Source organism: Actinoplanes siamensis, assembly GCF_016862395.1.
In the GTDB taxonomy this organism is placed as follows: Bacteria; Actinomycetota; Actinomycetes; order Mycobacteriales; family Micromonosporaceae; genus Actinoplanes; species Actinoplanes siamensis.
In genome coordinates, this window is the sequence record NZ_BOMW01000014.1 from 132,684 (window position 1) to 146,682 (window position 13,999).

Below are 13,999 nucleotides of genomic sequence, written 5' to 3' on the forward strand. Positions count from 1 at the left end.
GCTCCGCCGGAAAGGCTGGAAAGCCGCGGAAGCCCTGCCCGGCCTCGTCGGAGGTGGGACGGTCGATGGCGACACCGTGCCCGCGCGCAAGTCCGAACGGAGGAAGAATGCGGCGCACCTTCCCGGCGGCCCTTCTGACCCTCTCTGTCGCCCTCACGGCCGGCTGCGATCGCGGCGCAGGCGTGGTCGACGCCGGCCGGGCCAACGCCGCCACCGGCCCGATCACCATCTGGCTCTCCACCAACCAGGAGGAACAGACCTGGGGCCGGGCCATGACGGAGGCCTGGAACGGCCGGCACGCCGACCAGAGGATCACCGCGCGGGAGATCCCCGCCGGCCGCAGCTCGGAGGAGGTCATCGCCGCCGCCATCACGGCGGGCAACGCGCCCTGCCTGATCTTCAACACCGCACCCGCCGCCGTGCCGCAGTTCCAGAAGCAGGGCGGCCTGGTGCCGCTCGACTCCTTCGAGGGTGGCGCGCGGTACATCGCCGACCGCTCCGGCGAGACCGCGGAGCAGTACAAGTCGCCGGACGGCCGGTACTACCAGCTGCCGTGGAAGTCCAACCCGGTCATGATCTTCTACAACAAGGAGATCTTCGCCCACGCGGGGCTGGACCCGGAGAAGCCCGCGCTCGCCACCTACGACGGGTTCCTGACCGCGGCCCGCGCCATCAGGTCGTCGGGCGCCGCGCCTGCCGCCATCTATCCCGCCCCGTCCAGCGAGTTCTTCGAGTCCTGGTTCGACTTCTACCCGCTGTTCCTCGCCGAGACCGACGGCACGCAGCTCGTGCGGGACGGCAAGGCGCAGTTCGACACCCCGCAGGGCCGGGCGGTCGCCGATTTCTGGAAGACGCTGTACGACGAGGGACTGGCGCCCAAGGAGCAGTACACCGGCGACTCGTTCGCCGACGGCAAGGCCGCCATGGCGATCGTCGGACCGTGGGCCGTCGAGGTCTACCGGGACAAGGTGGCCTGGGGCGCGGTGCCGGTGCCCACCTCCGCCGGCAAACCGCCCGGCCAGATCACCACGTTCAGTGACGCGAAGAACGCGGCGATGTACACCGCCTGCCGCAACCGCGCCACGGCGTGGCAGGTGCTGAAGTTCGCGACCAGCCGGGACCAGGACGGCAAGCTGCTCGACGCGACCGGCCAGATGCCGCTGCGCAGGAACCTGCCGGCCACCTTCCCCGGCTACTTCGCGCGGCACGCCGCCTACCGGCAGTTCGCCGATCAGGCCGCGCGCACCGGCGAGGTGCCCAACGTGCCCAACTCGGTGGCCATCTGGCAGACGTTCCGGGACGCGTACTGCCAATCGGTGATCTTCGGCAAGCGGCCGGTGGCCGCCGCCTTCGCCGGCGCCGCCGAGAAGGTCGACCGGCTGGCCGGCGGATCATGACGACCACCGCTCCGCCAGCCGGCCCGGTACGGCGCAACCGGTCCGAGACCCTGTTCGGCCGGCACCCGGTGGGCATGATCCTGGCCGCCCCGTACGCCGTCCATCTCGCCGTCGTCTTCGCCTACCCGTTCGCGTTCTCGGTGTGGATCAGCTTCCACGACTACTTCTTCGCCGCGCCCGGCGTCGTCGTCGACCACCCGTTCGCCGGGCTGGACAACTACCGGGCGGTGCTGTCCGACCCGGCGGTCCGGCAGGCCTTCCGGAACATCCTGGTCTTCCTGGTCGTCAACGTGCCGCTGACCACCGGGCTCGCGCTCGTGCTGGCGGTCGCGCTGGACCGGGTGGTGCACGCCCGGACCTTCCTGCGGGTCGCGTTCTACCTGCCGTACGTGACCGCGAGCGTCGCGGTGGTCGGCGTGTGGCTGTTCCTGTTCAGTTCCGGCGGCCTGGTCAACACCCTCCTCGGCCCCCTGGCGCCCGAGCCGTCCTGGCTGGTCAACGCCAACCTGGCGATGCCCGTCATCGCGTTGTTCGTGACCTGGAAGCAGCTCGGCTTCTTCATCCTGCTCTATCTCGCCGCGCTGCAGAACGTGCCGGGGGAGCTCTACGAGTCGGCGTCGGTCGACGGCGCGAACGGGTGGCACCGGTTCTGGTCGGTGACCGTGCCGGCCGTGCGCCCCGCGACGGCGCTCGTGGTGATCCTGGGGCTCATCACCGGCGCCAACCTGTTTACCGAGCCCTATCTGCTCACCGGCGGCGGTGGCCCGAGCGGCGCCTCGGCCTCGCCGGTGCTGGTCATGTACCAGCGCGGCCTCCAGCAGGGCGAGCCGGACTTCGCGGCCGCTCTCGGGGTGGTCCTCGTGGCCGGGGTGCTGGTCGTCGCGTACGTCAATCGCCGTTTCCTCGAAGGGCGGGACTGACATGGGACGCTGGTCCGCGGCGGTACGTCAGGTCCTGCTCTTCCTCGGCGCGCTGATCTTCCTATTCCCGTTCTGGTACATGCTGATCGGCTCGTTGCAGTCCGAGCCGGACACCTCGCTGCGGGGCGCGTTCCCGGTCACCGGTCTGACGCTCGACAACTACCGGGACATCAACTCGCGGGTCCACCTGCTGCGCTCACTGGTCAACTCCGGCGTCTTCACCGGCGGTGTGCTGCTCGGGACCGTCGTGTTCGGGATGCTCGCCGGCTACGCGCTGGCCCGGCTGCGGTTCCGCGGGGGCGGCACCCTGTTCGCCCTGGTGCTGCTGGTCCAGGTGATCCCGTTCCAGTTGCTGCTGATCCCGCTCTACGTGCTGGTCGTGCGTGACTACGGACTGGCCGACACCTACCTCGGCATGATTCTGCCGTTCGCCGTCAACACCACAGCGGTCTTCGTCTTCCGGCAGTTCTTCCTGCAACTGCCCGACGAGCTGTTCTCGGCGGCCCGGCTCGACGGCGCCGGCGAGCTGCGGATCCTCTGGTCGGTGGCGCTGCCGCTGGTGCGCCCCGCCGTGCTGACCACGGTGCTGCTGACCTTCATCGGCCCGTGGAACGAGTTCCTGTGGCCGTTCCTGGTGACCAAGAACCCGGACCTGCAACCGCTGGCCGTCTCGCTGGCGAACTACCTCAGCAACGTGTCCGCGCGGGCGGCCAACCCGGTCGGCGCGATCCTGGCCGGCGCGTGCGTGCTGGCGGCCCCGGCGGTCGCGCTGTTCGTCGCCTGCCAGCGGCAGTTCGTCTCCACCGACGTCGGTTCCGGTGTGAAGGGCTGACGCCCCGGCGTTCCTTTCGCCCTCGTCGCGGCCCTGCCCGCGGCCGTGCTCTGTGCGGGAGGTGACCGGTCCGGCCGACGGTGGGGTCCGGCCCTCATGGCCCGGCGAGGAGTCTTTCCCGGGTTACCGGGTATCAGGGCGGCATGACAGCGCAACCGCAGGAACCCGCTCCCGACGACGCCACGGCCGACGAGCGGGACGCGCCACAGGTCCTGGCCGGCGACGACGTACGCGTCGGCCCCGAGCAGTCCGATGAGCCGGAGGCCGGGACGACCGAGCCTCCCGACTGACCCCTCGGCGGGCCGCCGCCCGCCGCCCGGCCGGTCCGCCCGCGCCGGGCATGCCGGATGGTTGCGGCCTCCGCTAAGCGGGCACCTGGCTCTGCACCGCTCGCAGCAGGTCCGGGATGGTGAACGGCTTGGTGAGGTAGACCCGGGCGGGATCGGGTGGGCCGGTGTCCAGCAGCGGCTCCGCGTACCCGGACATGAAAATGACCTTGATGGTGGGGATCAGGCGGGTGACGCGCTGGGCCAGTTCGCCACCGTGCATCTGCGGCATGATCACATCGGTGAGCAGCACGTCGAGGTTCTCGCGATGGCGCTCGGCGACGGCGAGCGCGGCGGATCCGTCAGGTGCGGTCAGGACGCGGTAGCCGTGGCGGGTCAGCACCCGGGCGGTGGACTCCCGTACGCCTTCCTCGTCGTCGACGAGCAGGATGTTGCGCTGTTGCGGTGGCGGGACGGCCGCGGTGTCCCGGCCGGCGTCACCGGTGCGGGTGGGTGCGGGCTGGTCGGTGGCGGGCAGCAGCACCGTCATCGTGGTGCCGGCGCCCGGCTCCGACTTCACGGCCAGGCAGCCGCCGGCCTGCCCGACGATGCCGTACACCGCGGCGAGCCCCAGACCTGCCCCCGGCGTCTTGGACTTGGTGGTGAAGAACGGGTCGAAGGCGCGGGCGGCGACCTCGGCGGGCATGCCGACGCCGGTGTCGGTGACACCCAGCCGCAGGTATCGCCGTCCCGGTTCGGGGTCCGGCTGGAAGGCCGGGTCCGGCTGCTGGAATACCGCGTTCCCGGCGATCACGTGCAGCAGTCCCCCGTCCGGCATCGCGTCGCGGGCGTTGACCGTCAGGTTCACCAGGATCTGCTCCAGCTGGCCCGGGTCCAGCACCACCGGCCACAGCGACTCGGCGGCGTCGACCCGCAGCTCGTACTGCTCGCCGAGGGTGGTGCGCAGCGACGGGACCAGCCGCTCGATCACCGCGGCCGGGTCCAGCACCTGCGGCTGGTTGAGGTCGCGGCGGCTGAACGTCAGCAACTGCGCGGTCAGCGCCGCCCCGCGCTGTGCCGCCTGCTGTATCCGGTGCAGGTCGTCGGCGAACGGCTGCCATCGCCGCGGATCGGTCGCCGCGAGGTCGGCTACCTCCTCGCCGAGCAGGTCGGCGTAGTTGGAGACGATCGCGAGCAGGTTGTTGAAGTCGTGGGCGACACCGCCGGCGAGCTGCCCGAGGGCCTCCAGCCGCTGCGCCCGCAGGATCGCCTGCTCCGTCCGTTGCCGTTCGACCTGTTCGGCCAGCCGGGTACGCTCCTGTTCCGCCGCGACGCGTTCGCTGATGTCCCGGCTGACGACGAGCAGGATGTCCTCGTCGCCGGCGCCGAAGCGGGTCACCGTGTTCTCCGTCGGCACCCGGGTGCCGTCAGCACGGATGACCGGGGCGTAGACCACGGTCCGCGACACCTGATGCGGCTCCTCGAAAGCCGCCGCCACGACCTGCGCGATCGGTTCCCGTTCCCCCTCCGGGACCAGCGTCGCGTACGGCTTGCCGAGCAGCAGGTCGCGGGAACGGCCCAGCAGCCGCTCGGTTCCCTGATTGGCCAGGACGATCCGGCTCTCCCGGTCGATCCCGGTGATCGCGTCCGGGACGGCCTCGAGCAGCGCCCGCAACCGTGACTCCGCCCTGTGCAACGGCGACAGGTCCCGGGTCGCGGTGATCAGGATCTGGTCTTCCGGGCCGTCGTCGAGCCAGCTCAGTGCCGTCTCGCCCGGCAGTTCGACGCCGTCCTTGCGCCGCATCCGGGTGGCGATCGTGGGGGTACGTGCCCGCAGCCGCGGATCGGCGAACAGCCGGCGCCGCAGATCCGCCATCTGCCCGCGCACCTCCTCGGCGAACAGGGTGGAGGCGGATCGACCGGTCAGCTCGTCCGGCCGGTAGCCGAGCAGGCGCTCGCAGGACTGGTTGGCGAACGTGATCCGGTCCTCGCGGTTCACGCAGATCACCGCGTCCGGCGTGGCCTGCGCCAGCGCCGCCATGCGCGCTTCGGCGCGCAACTCGTCGGTGAGCTCGTGCGCGACGCTGACCACCCCACGTACGGACCCGTCGACGCCCTCGATCGGCGCGAACGACATCCGCACCGGGATCCGGGCTCCGTCCTTGCGCAGCCGGAACGTGCGCAGATGGTTGGTGGGGTTGCCGAGCAGGGCGGCCTGGAACACCTGCCAGTCCCGTTCGGCGACATCGTCGGGATACATCATCCGGACCGGGCGGTGCCGCACCTCGTCGCTCCGGTAGCCGTAGATCCGCTCGGCCGCCGGATTCCACGCGGTGATCCGCCCCTGCGCGTCACAACCGACGATGGCGTCCGCGGTCGACTTCACCACCGACGACAAGAACGCCTCAGCATGCTCGCTGCCGATCCGATCATCCTGCGTTGCCACACCATCACCGCCCGGCCGCGCCCACAACGGCCTGATGACCACCTTCCCAGCCGCGCCGACTCGACGGGCGCGATGCGCCGCGGGTCGCGTCGCAGGGCTCTTCCAGTCTCCGGTGTCACCGCCGGGCCCGGTGGGCGATCACCACTTTTTGCCCTCGGTGAACCCGGCGCCGGCGGTCAGCCGACCGGCTGGCGCTACGCCTGCCGGCGCCGGCGCTGGCCCGGCTTCAGCCGACACGTCGGCCGGTGAGCGGTGGACCCGCGCCGGCGTGGTGGTGGGAGGCACGACAGCCGCTCCGACCCGGCACGTCCGGGGTCGCCGCGGCCCCGGTGACTCATTCACCTCCCGGATCCGCCGATGAGGATGCTCGTGGAGGCAAGTGTGGTCGATCAGCAGAGCGGCGCCACGGTGTCGACGGATGAGGCCGGGCGGCTGCGCGCCACCATCGCGGTGCAGCGGGAACTGATGGGGTGCGCCGGGGACCGCGACGCGATCACCAAGTTGATGACCGACCGGGTGCTGCGGGTGCTGCCGGCCGGTACCGCGTCCGTCGTGCAGATGCTCGACGCCGACGGGCAACGCCTGCACCCCGTGGCGTGGGCCGGTCCGGCCGGCGGGTGCGTCGCGATCGACGTCGTGCTGCCCGGCTCGTTGAGCGCGGTGGCGATCCGCACGGGCGGTGTCGTGCGGTCGGACGACACGAAGACGGATCCCCGCTCGAACGGGGTCCTGCACCGCCGATGCGGCATGCGATCGGTGATCATCGTGCCGCTCACGGGCCCGGACCGGATCTCCGGCGTCCTGGCCGTCTTCGGTGACCGGCCGGGCGTCTTCGGCGAGGCCGACGAACAGCAACTGGTGCTGCTTGCCGACGCGCTGTCGAGCGCTCTCCGGCATGTCGACGCCGCGGCCCGTCATGAGCAGCTGTTGCGGCAGGCGACCAGCGCGGTGGCCGCCCTGGAGCAGGAACGCACCGCGACCCTCGCCGCCCTGCGGCGGGTCGAGGACAGCGAACGCCGGTTCTCCGAGGTCTTCGAGACCAGCCCGGTCGCCAAGATCGTGGTCGGCCTCCGCGAGCCCGGCTTCGGGCGTGTCACCGTGGCCAACCCGGCTTTCTGCCGGCTGCTGGGCGTGTCGCCGGACCAGGCGGTCGGCATGCCTGTCGCGAGGTTCGCCTCGGCCGGCTCCGACGACATCGTCCACGGTCTGCGGGCCCTCGCGGCCGGCGACGCGACCCGGCTGGCCATCGAGTCGTCCCTGCGGACGGTCTCGGGCGACCAGGTGACGGTGGCCGCCCGTGCCTCGCTGATCAGCGACGAGCAGGGCCCGTTGTCGGCAGTGGTGCAGCTGCTCGACGTCACCACCGAGCGCGCGGCTACCGACCGGCAGGTCCAGCGCCTGCGTGCGACGGTCGCGGTGCAGAACGACGTCACGGCCGCGGCCTCGGACCGCAACGCCGCGCTGCGCGTCGTCGCGGCGCGTGCCGTGGATCTGTTCACCGCCGCCGACGGCGCCGTGGTGGAACTGCTCGACGGCGACCTGCTCAGGTACGAGGCCGCGGCCGGCGCCCTGAGCACCGCAGTGAGCGCCTGCGTGCCGGTCGACGGGTCGCTGAGCGGCCTGGTCGTCGACACCGGCCGGCCGGCGTGCTGCGGTGACGCGCTGACCGACACCCGCGTCGACCGCGCCGCCTGCGCCCGTCTCGGCATCCGGTCCATGCTGATCGCGCCCCTGCGAGCGGAGAACACCGTCATCGGCGTCCTGAAGATCTCCTCCGCGGCGCCGCACGCCTTCGACGACGCCGACGAGCAGCAACTGACCCTGCTCGCCGGCAGTCTCAGCTCGGCGTTGCGGCACGCCGACGACGCGGCCCGCAACGCGACGCTGCTCGCCGACCGGACCCGCGCCGTCGCGGACCTGCAGATCAGCCAGCTGAGGTTCCGGCTGGCGTTCGAGAACTCCCCGCTCGGCTTGATCATCTCCAGCCTGCACGAGGACGACTTCGGCCGTTACCTGCAGGCCAACCCGGCCATGGCCACCATCACCGGCTACCGCGTCGACGAGCTGACCACGATGACCGTCACCGATCTGCAACACCCCGACGACGCCGCCGACTCCCTGGACCGGATGCGCCGGCTGCTCGCCGGGGAGATGGACACCGTCGCGGTCGAGCGGCGCTACCGGCACAAGGACGGCCACACCGTCTGGGTGTTCGTGCGCGTGGCGGTGGTCCGCGACGAGCACGGCAACGGCCAGTACGTGGTCAACCAGGTGGAGGACATCACCGCCCAGCGGGCCGCGACCGCACAGCTGCGCCGGCAGGCCCGGCTGCTCGACCTGATCCCCGCCGCGGTCATCGTCCGCGACCTCGACGGCACCGTCGACTGGTGGAACACCGGGGCCAGCCGCCTCTACGGCTGGCCGACAGCCGTCGCGGCCGGCAAGGTCACCCACAAACTGCTCGCGACCCTCTTCCCGGCCGGCGCCACCGCCGACAGCCAGCGCGCCGCGCTCCTGGAGCACGGCCGCTGGGAAGGCCACATGCGGCATCTGGCCGCTGACGGGCGCACCGTCACGGTGCTCAGCCAGCAGGTCCTGCACCGCAACGGCGAGCAGGCCGCCGGCACGGACGCCCAGGTGCTGGAGATCAACACCGATGTCACCGCCACCCGCGCCGCCGAACAGGCGCTCGCCGACAGCGAGCAACGCCTGCGCGCGCACTTCGCGCACTCGGCCGCCGGTCAGATCATCCGCGGCCTCGACGGACGGCTGATCGAGGTCAACCCGGCCTATGCCGCGATGCTCGGCTACCGGCCCGAGCAGCTGGTCGGCCGGCGGATGGACGACCTGCTGCACTCCGAGGACCACGACCAGAGCACGTCGAAGCTCGCCGCTCTGGTCGTCGGCGACGTCGACGCCTACACCCACGAGGGCCGGCTGCGCCACGTGGACGGCCACTGGGTCGACGTCGCGGCGACCATGTCGCTGGTCCGCGACACCGACGGCAGGCCCAGGCACTTCGTCGGCGTCGTCGTGGACATCTCCGCCCGGCGGGCCGCCGAACAGGCCCGCGACATCGCGGCGGCCGCGCTGACCGAACGCAACACCCAGCTGGAAGCGGCCAACCAGCTCAAACTGGATATCATCGGGATGCTCGGCCACGAGATCGGCAACCCGCTGACCTCGATCCGCGGCTACGCCGAACTGCTCACCGAGGACTGGCCGGCCCTGACCGACGCGGTGCGTACCCGGGCCGTCGACGCCATCGCCCGGCAAGCCGGCCGCCTCGACGACATCGTCCGCGAAGTGCTGGCCATGGTCACGATCGACGCCGGCGCCATCACCGTCAAGCGCGAACGGCTGTCCCTGCGCTCCGAGATCGTCCGGGCGCTGGCCGCCGCCGAGGCCGGCGACGTGCCCGTGCTGGGCCCCGAGGAAGACGTGCTGTTCAACCGGGGGCACCTGCAGCAGATCCTGGTCAACCTGCTGTCCAACGCCGGCAAGTACGGCGGCGGAGCCACCGCGATCCGCATCGTCACCGGTGACGACGCGGATCGCCGGGGCATCCGGGTGCGGGTCGAGGACAACGGTCGCGGCGTTCCGGACGAGTTCCGGCCACAGCTGTTCGAACGACTGGCCCGCGCCGAGCGCGACGCCGGCAGCGTGCGAGGCACCGGCCTCGGGCTCTACATCGTCCGTGGCCTCGCCCACGCGAACCACGCGGACATCCACCACGAACCGAACCCCGCGGGCGGATCGGTGTTCGTCCTCGAACTGGAGCCCGTCGAGGGCTGACCGGCGCCGGCACCCGGCCGCCGGTGCCGGTCATCCCTTGGCGCAGGCCATGCCGTTGACGGTGAAGGCAGTCGGCGGCGGGTTGGCGCCGCTGTAGGTGCCGTTGAAGCCCGCGCTCGTGGAGCCGCCGGCCGGCACGGCGCCGTTGTAGGACAGGCTGGCCGCGGTGACCTGCGCGCCGGTCTGCGTCCAGGTCGCCGACCAGCCCTGCCCGACCTTCTGGTTGCCGGGGAACGTGAAGCCCAGGTTCCACGAGGTCCACGGCGCGGTGCCGGTGTTGGCGACGGTGACCGTCCCGGTGAATCCGCTGCCCCAGTCGCTGGTCGTGTAGGTCACCCGGCAGCCGGCTCCCGGGGCCGGGCTGGTCGACGGGGACGGCGACGTGGAGGGCGAGGTGGACGGGGACGGCGAGGTCGACGGGGAGGTCGAGGGCGACGGCGACGGCGACGTGCTGTCGGGCTCCCGGCCCCAGATCAGCGTGCCCGCCTCGTACAGCGGGATGTTGCGGTTGATCGTGGTCCCGGCCAGGTACGACGGGTCGTTCGCCGGGTTCCAGGCGCCGCCCTCGGCCACGCCCACCTTGAACTGGACCTCCATCCGGTGTGCCGACTGGCCGGCCGGCGCGATCGTGTACCCGGTGCAGTCGACCTCGACGTACCAGAGGTCGCCGGAGGCCTGCCGGGCCGCCGCCGGGGCCGGACAGCCCTGGGTGTAGCCGGGGGTCACCTGGATCGCCGCGGTGCCCTCGCGGCGGAAGTAGTACCGGTAGGACGCGCCGGTCAGCGCCCTGGCCGGGTACGCCGACTTGTTGTAGATCATGACTTTGAGCGCGGTGCCGCGAGGCTCGTCCTGCATCACCGTCGATTCCACCGTGATCTCGTCCAGGTCCGGCTTCTCGGCTTGCGGGAAGCCGGTCTGCGGGCTGCCGCCGTACTCCTGGTAGAGCCGGGCCACCGCCGAGGTGAAGCCGGCGTTGTAGTCGGTGGCGACCTCGTTGCGCACGTAGTCGCTGCGCTGGTCGGTGTAGGCGTCGTCCGGTGCGGACGGGCCGCCCACCAGCGCCCCGTACAGCACGTGCCGGGTCTCGGTGGGCACTGTCATGTTGTCCCACCAGGAGCCGTGCGCCGTACGGTGGTGGGGGTTCCGCGGCGCGCCGGCGCCGAACCCGACGACGTAGCTCGAGTGCCGCGGGTTGTCGCCGAGCGCGTAGTCGATCTGCCGGACCGCGAAGTCGTGGTAGCGGGTCTTGCGGGTGGCGTCGGCGGTCCGGTCGCTGTAGACCAGCGCCACGAACGCGGTGTTCGCCGCGTAACGCAGTGACCCCCAGCTGTCCAGCACCGCTTCGCCGCCCGGGGAGTAGCGCACCTTTTCACCGTTGACGCCGACGGTCCACCAGTCCAGCCAGCGGTTCGCGTCGTCGATGTACTTCTGCTTGCCGGTCAGACCGGCCAGCAGCACGTACGCCCCGAACTGCTTGTTGTCCCACGCGATGGTCCATTTGTAGGAGTGGGTCGAGCTCTGCGGTTCGGTGCCGAGCGCGTCGTACTCACTCTCCGCCTTGCTCAGGTACGTGGTCTCGCCGGTCGCCCGGTACAGCCAGATCGCCCCCCAGACCAGCTCGTCCTGGTAGCCGCTCCAAGACTTGTAGTACGCGGCCGCGTCGGTGATGCAGTCGCTGTACGCCTTGCGCACGGTGTCCGCGAACGTGTAGAGCTGCCGCGCGTGGGTGAGCAGCTTGTCGGCGTACGCCGGATCGGTCGGCCGGAACACGATGGAACTGGCCGCCATCGCCGCCGCGGTCTCCCCGGCCAGGTCCGAGCCACCGCAGGTGGCGTCGATCCGGTACGACGGCCGGGCCATCGGCATCACCTCGGCCGGGCCCCACCACTTGTGGTCGTCGTCGCCCTTGCCGATCTGCCCGTAGAGCAGGTTGGCCGACGGGTGCGCCTTGACGAAGTAGTCGTTGGGCACCCGCAGATTGTTGAGCAACGCGGTCAGCTGGCCGGAGGACGCGTACGCGTCGCGGTACTCGACGGCGCCCCAGGCGAGCATGGTGGTGGTGAAGGCCATCGGGAAGCCGAACTTCACGTGGTCGCCGGCGTCGAACCAGCCGCCGCTGAGGTCGCGCCCGACGTCGGCGCCGTCGTTGACCGCGGCGTCGCCGCGCCACGACACCTGGCTCCACGACGGCTTCCGGCCGGCGATCTGCGCCTGGTAGAAGAACATGGACTTCTGCAGGGCCTCGCCGTAGTCGAAGGCGCCCGCGGCGGTGGCCGGGCTGTCCAGCAGGGGGAGCCCGGCGACGGCGAGGGCCAGGGTCAGGACGGCTGACAGGAGACGGCGCATGGTGGTGTCCTTCAGGAGTGGGAGCGCTCCCAGACATTGAACAGTTTCGTTTCGGTTTTGTGAAGCGCCGGGAAGCCGGGTACAGCCTGCTGTACCCGTTTCGGGTGGTTACCGGGATCGATGTCGGTGTCCGCCGGCCATAGCGTTTTCCGCATGACAACGACGAAGAGGTACCGGAGCCGGACGGTGGCCCTGACCGCCGTCGCCGTACTGGCCGCGGGCGCGGGTGTCGCCCACGCGGAGACCGGGGGCGGGCACGACGTCGCCCGGACGGCGGCGACCGGCTGGGCCGGCATCACCCGGGAACGGGTCAGGATCGACTTCGGCGAGGGCTGGGTCACCGAGGGGGAGCTGACCTACCCGAGCAAGGCCCAGGGGCGGCTGCCGGTGGTCGTCATGCTGCACGGCAGCGGGCACAACGACATGAACCAGACCCTGCCCGAGGGCAAGGGCGCCACGTTCGTGCCGCTCGCGCAGGCCGCCGGCCGGGAGGGGTACGCGGCCCTGCGGTTCAACAAGCGGGGCGTGACCGGCGTCGGGCCGGTGGAGAGCACCGATCCGGCGCAGCTCGACCCGGAGCACCCGTACGCCCGGATCCAGCAGGACGCCGCCGCGGCGATCCGCTTCGCCGCCGCGTCCCGCCGGGTGGATCCGTCCAGGATCTTCCTGCTGGGACACAGCGAGGGTACGAACGTGGCCGCCAACCTGGCCGCCGACCCGAAGGCGTACGGCATCCCCGTTCCCGCCGGCGTGATCGCCATGGGCGTCGTCGGCCAGGACATCAGACAACTGCTGACCCTTCAGCTGTACGGCCGGTTGCTGCTCCAGATGCACGACGAGTTCGACGTGGACGCCGACGGCCGGCTGACCGCTGCCGAGGCGATCGACGGCCTGATCGGAGTGCCGAAGGAGGCGGCCGACCAGTTCCGCGCCGTCCTGCTCGACGGTGACCATGTCCGGCCCGGCACCGACACCGACGGCGACGGGCGGATCGCGATCGACGCCGAGGCCGGCCCGGTGCTGCGTACGGCCACCGGCATCGACGCCTGGCCCGACGTGCCGGGCCTGGAGACGCTGCGGGACTACGTCGCCGACATCGCCCGCTTCCCGACGGTGACCCAGGCCCTGCCGAAGTTCGCCGGCCCGACGCTGCTGCTCAACGGCGAGAACGATCTGCAGACCCCGGCCCGCGTCGCGCTCACCGCCGATGCCGCCGTCGCCGCGGCCGGCAACCGGGACCACCGGATCATCATCTACCCGGGCATGGCGCACACCATGAACATCACCCCGAAGTTCACCCCGCAGTTCGGCGACCCCGACCAGCAGGTCGTCACCGACATCCGGGGGTGGCTCAGGTCCCACCGCTGACGGACCAGGCCTCCGCCACGCGCGACGGAGGCCCGGCGTTCAGCCCAGTCGTGCGACGGCCACCCACCGGGCGCCGGTGCGGCGGCGGCCGGTCAGCACCGGGAAGAGCCGCGGACCGTCAGGGCGGTGGGCAGCCGGGCGGGCGGCGGCAGCGTGGGATCGAGCAGCCGCCGGATCGCCGAGGCCGCCTCCTGCTCGACCGGCATGTAGACCGAGGACAAATCGGCGGCCTCGGCCAGCGCGCTGCCGTCGAAGCCGACCACTGCCACGTCGTCCGGCACGCGCCGGCCCGCCTCGCGCAACGCCTGCAGCACGCCCGTCGCCGAGACGTCGCAGGCGGCGAACATCGCGTCGAGTCCGGGCTTGGCGCTCAGCGCCTGCGGATCCGGGTCGATGACGAGGATCTCGATGCGCTCCCGGGAGCCGACACTGGCCCGGCCGGTGGCCAGCGCCCGCGCCACACCGTGCGGCTCGAACCCGAGCCGGTCCGCCACCTCGCGCACCCGCCGCCGCACGTCGTCCCAGACCCCGTAACCACCGTTGATCGCCCGGGACGCGGCCGCCCGCGACACCCCGGCCACCCGAGCCACGTCGGCCAGCTTGACCCGTCCGTCCGTCATGGACGAAAA

9 protein-coding genes are annotated in these 13,999 nt (G+C 71.7%); 6 read left to right on the forward strand and 3 right to left on the reverse strand.

The window, feature by feature from the left end; all coding sequences use genetic code 11:
• The first annotated feature begins 107 nt into the window (after positions 1-107).
• The 4 genes from Asi03nite_RS07075 to Asi03nite_RS07090 all read left to right on the forward strand — a co-directional run bounded on the left by Asi03nite_RS07075 (position 108) and on the right by Asi03nite_RS07090 (position 3,439).
• Entirely contained in the window at positions 108-1,397 is a 1,290-nt protein-coding gene (locus Asi03nite_RS07075) for an ABC transporter substrate-binding protein (protein ID WP_203677601.1), read from the forward strand.
• Positions 1,394-2,317: a carbohydrate ABC transporter permease gene (locus Asi03nite_RS07080; RefSeq protein ID WP_203677602.1), complete on the forward strand. Its 924-nt coding sequence runs from the start codon at positions 1,394-1,396 to the stop codon at positions 2,315-2,317. The genes Asi03nite_RS07075 and Asi03nite_RS07080 overlap by 4 nt, the downstream gene beginning before the upstream one ends.
• A gap of 1 nt (position 2,318) precedes the next feature.
• Positions 2,319-3,149, forward strand: coding sequence for a carbohydrate ABC transporter permease (locus Asi03nite_RS07085; RefSeq protein ID WP_203677603.1), 831 nt, complete (start codon positions 2,319-2,321; stop codon positions 3,147-3,149).
• A 143-nt stretch (positions 3,150-3,292) separates the two neighbouring features.
• Positions 3,293-3,439 carry a hypothetical protein gene (locus Asi03nite_RS07090; RefSeq protein ID WP_203677604.1) on the forward strand — a complete coding sequence of 49 codons (147 nt, stop codon included), beginning with the start codon at positions 3,293-3,295 and terminating at the stop codon, positions 3,437-3,439.
• Between the two features lie 73 nt (positions 3,440-3,512).
• Here the strand turns inward: Asi03nite_RS07090 and Asi03nite_RS07095 are convergent, their stop codons facing one another.
• Positions 3,513-5,861 carry a PAS domain-containing hybrid sensor histidine kinase/response regulator gene (locus tag Asi03nite_RS07095; protein ID WP_203677605.1) on the reverse strand — a complete coding sequence of 783 codons (2,349 nt, stop codon included), beginning with the start codon at positions 5,859-5,861 and terminating at the stop codon, positions 3,513-3,515.
• A 357-nt stretch (positions 5,862-6,218) separates the two neighbouring features.
• Here Asi03nite_RS07095 and Asi03nite_RS07100 point away from each other — a divergent pair, with 357 nt between their 5' ends.
• Complete coding sequence (locus Asi03nite_RS07100; RefSeq protein ID WP_203677606.1) at positions 6,219-9,656, forward strand: PAS domain S-box protein; 3,438 nt, start codon at positions 6,219-6,221, stop codon at positions 9,654-9,656.
• Positions 9,657-9,686: 30 nt separating this feature from the next.
• Here the strand turns inward: Asi03nite_RS07100 and Asi03nite_RS07105 are convergent, their stop codons facing one another.
• Positions 9,687-12,002, reverse strand: a complete 2,316-nt coding sequence (locus Asi03nite_RS07105) for a glycoside hydrolase family 9 protein (RefSeq protein ID WP_203677607.1) — start codon at positions 12,000-12,002, stop codon at positions 9,687-9,689.
• A gap of 153 nt (positions 12,003-12,155) precedes the next feature.
• On the opposite strand from Asi03nite_RS07105, the gene Asi03nite_RS07110 reads away from it, so the two are divergent.
• Positions 12,156-13,370, forward strand: coding sequence for an alpha/beta hydrolase fold domain-containing protein (locus tag Asi03nite_RS07110; RefSeq protein WP_203677608.1), 1,215 nt, complete (start codon positions 12,156-12,158; stop codon positions 13,368-13,370).
• Between the two features lie 92 nt (positions 13,371-13,462).
• Here Asi03nite_RS07110 and Asi03nite_RS07115 read toward each other — a convergent pair whose 3' ends face one another.
• Positions 13,463-13,990, reverse strand: coding sequence for a substrate-binding domain-containing protein (locus tag Asi03nite_RS07115; protein ID WP_203677609.1), 528 nt, complete (start codon positions 13,988-13,990; stop codon positions 13,463-13,465).
• Positions 13,991-13,999 lie beyond the last annotated feature (9 nt).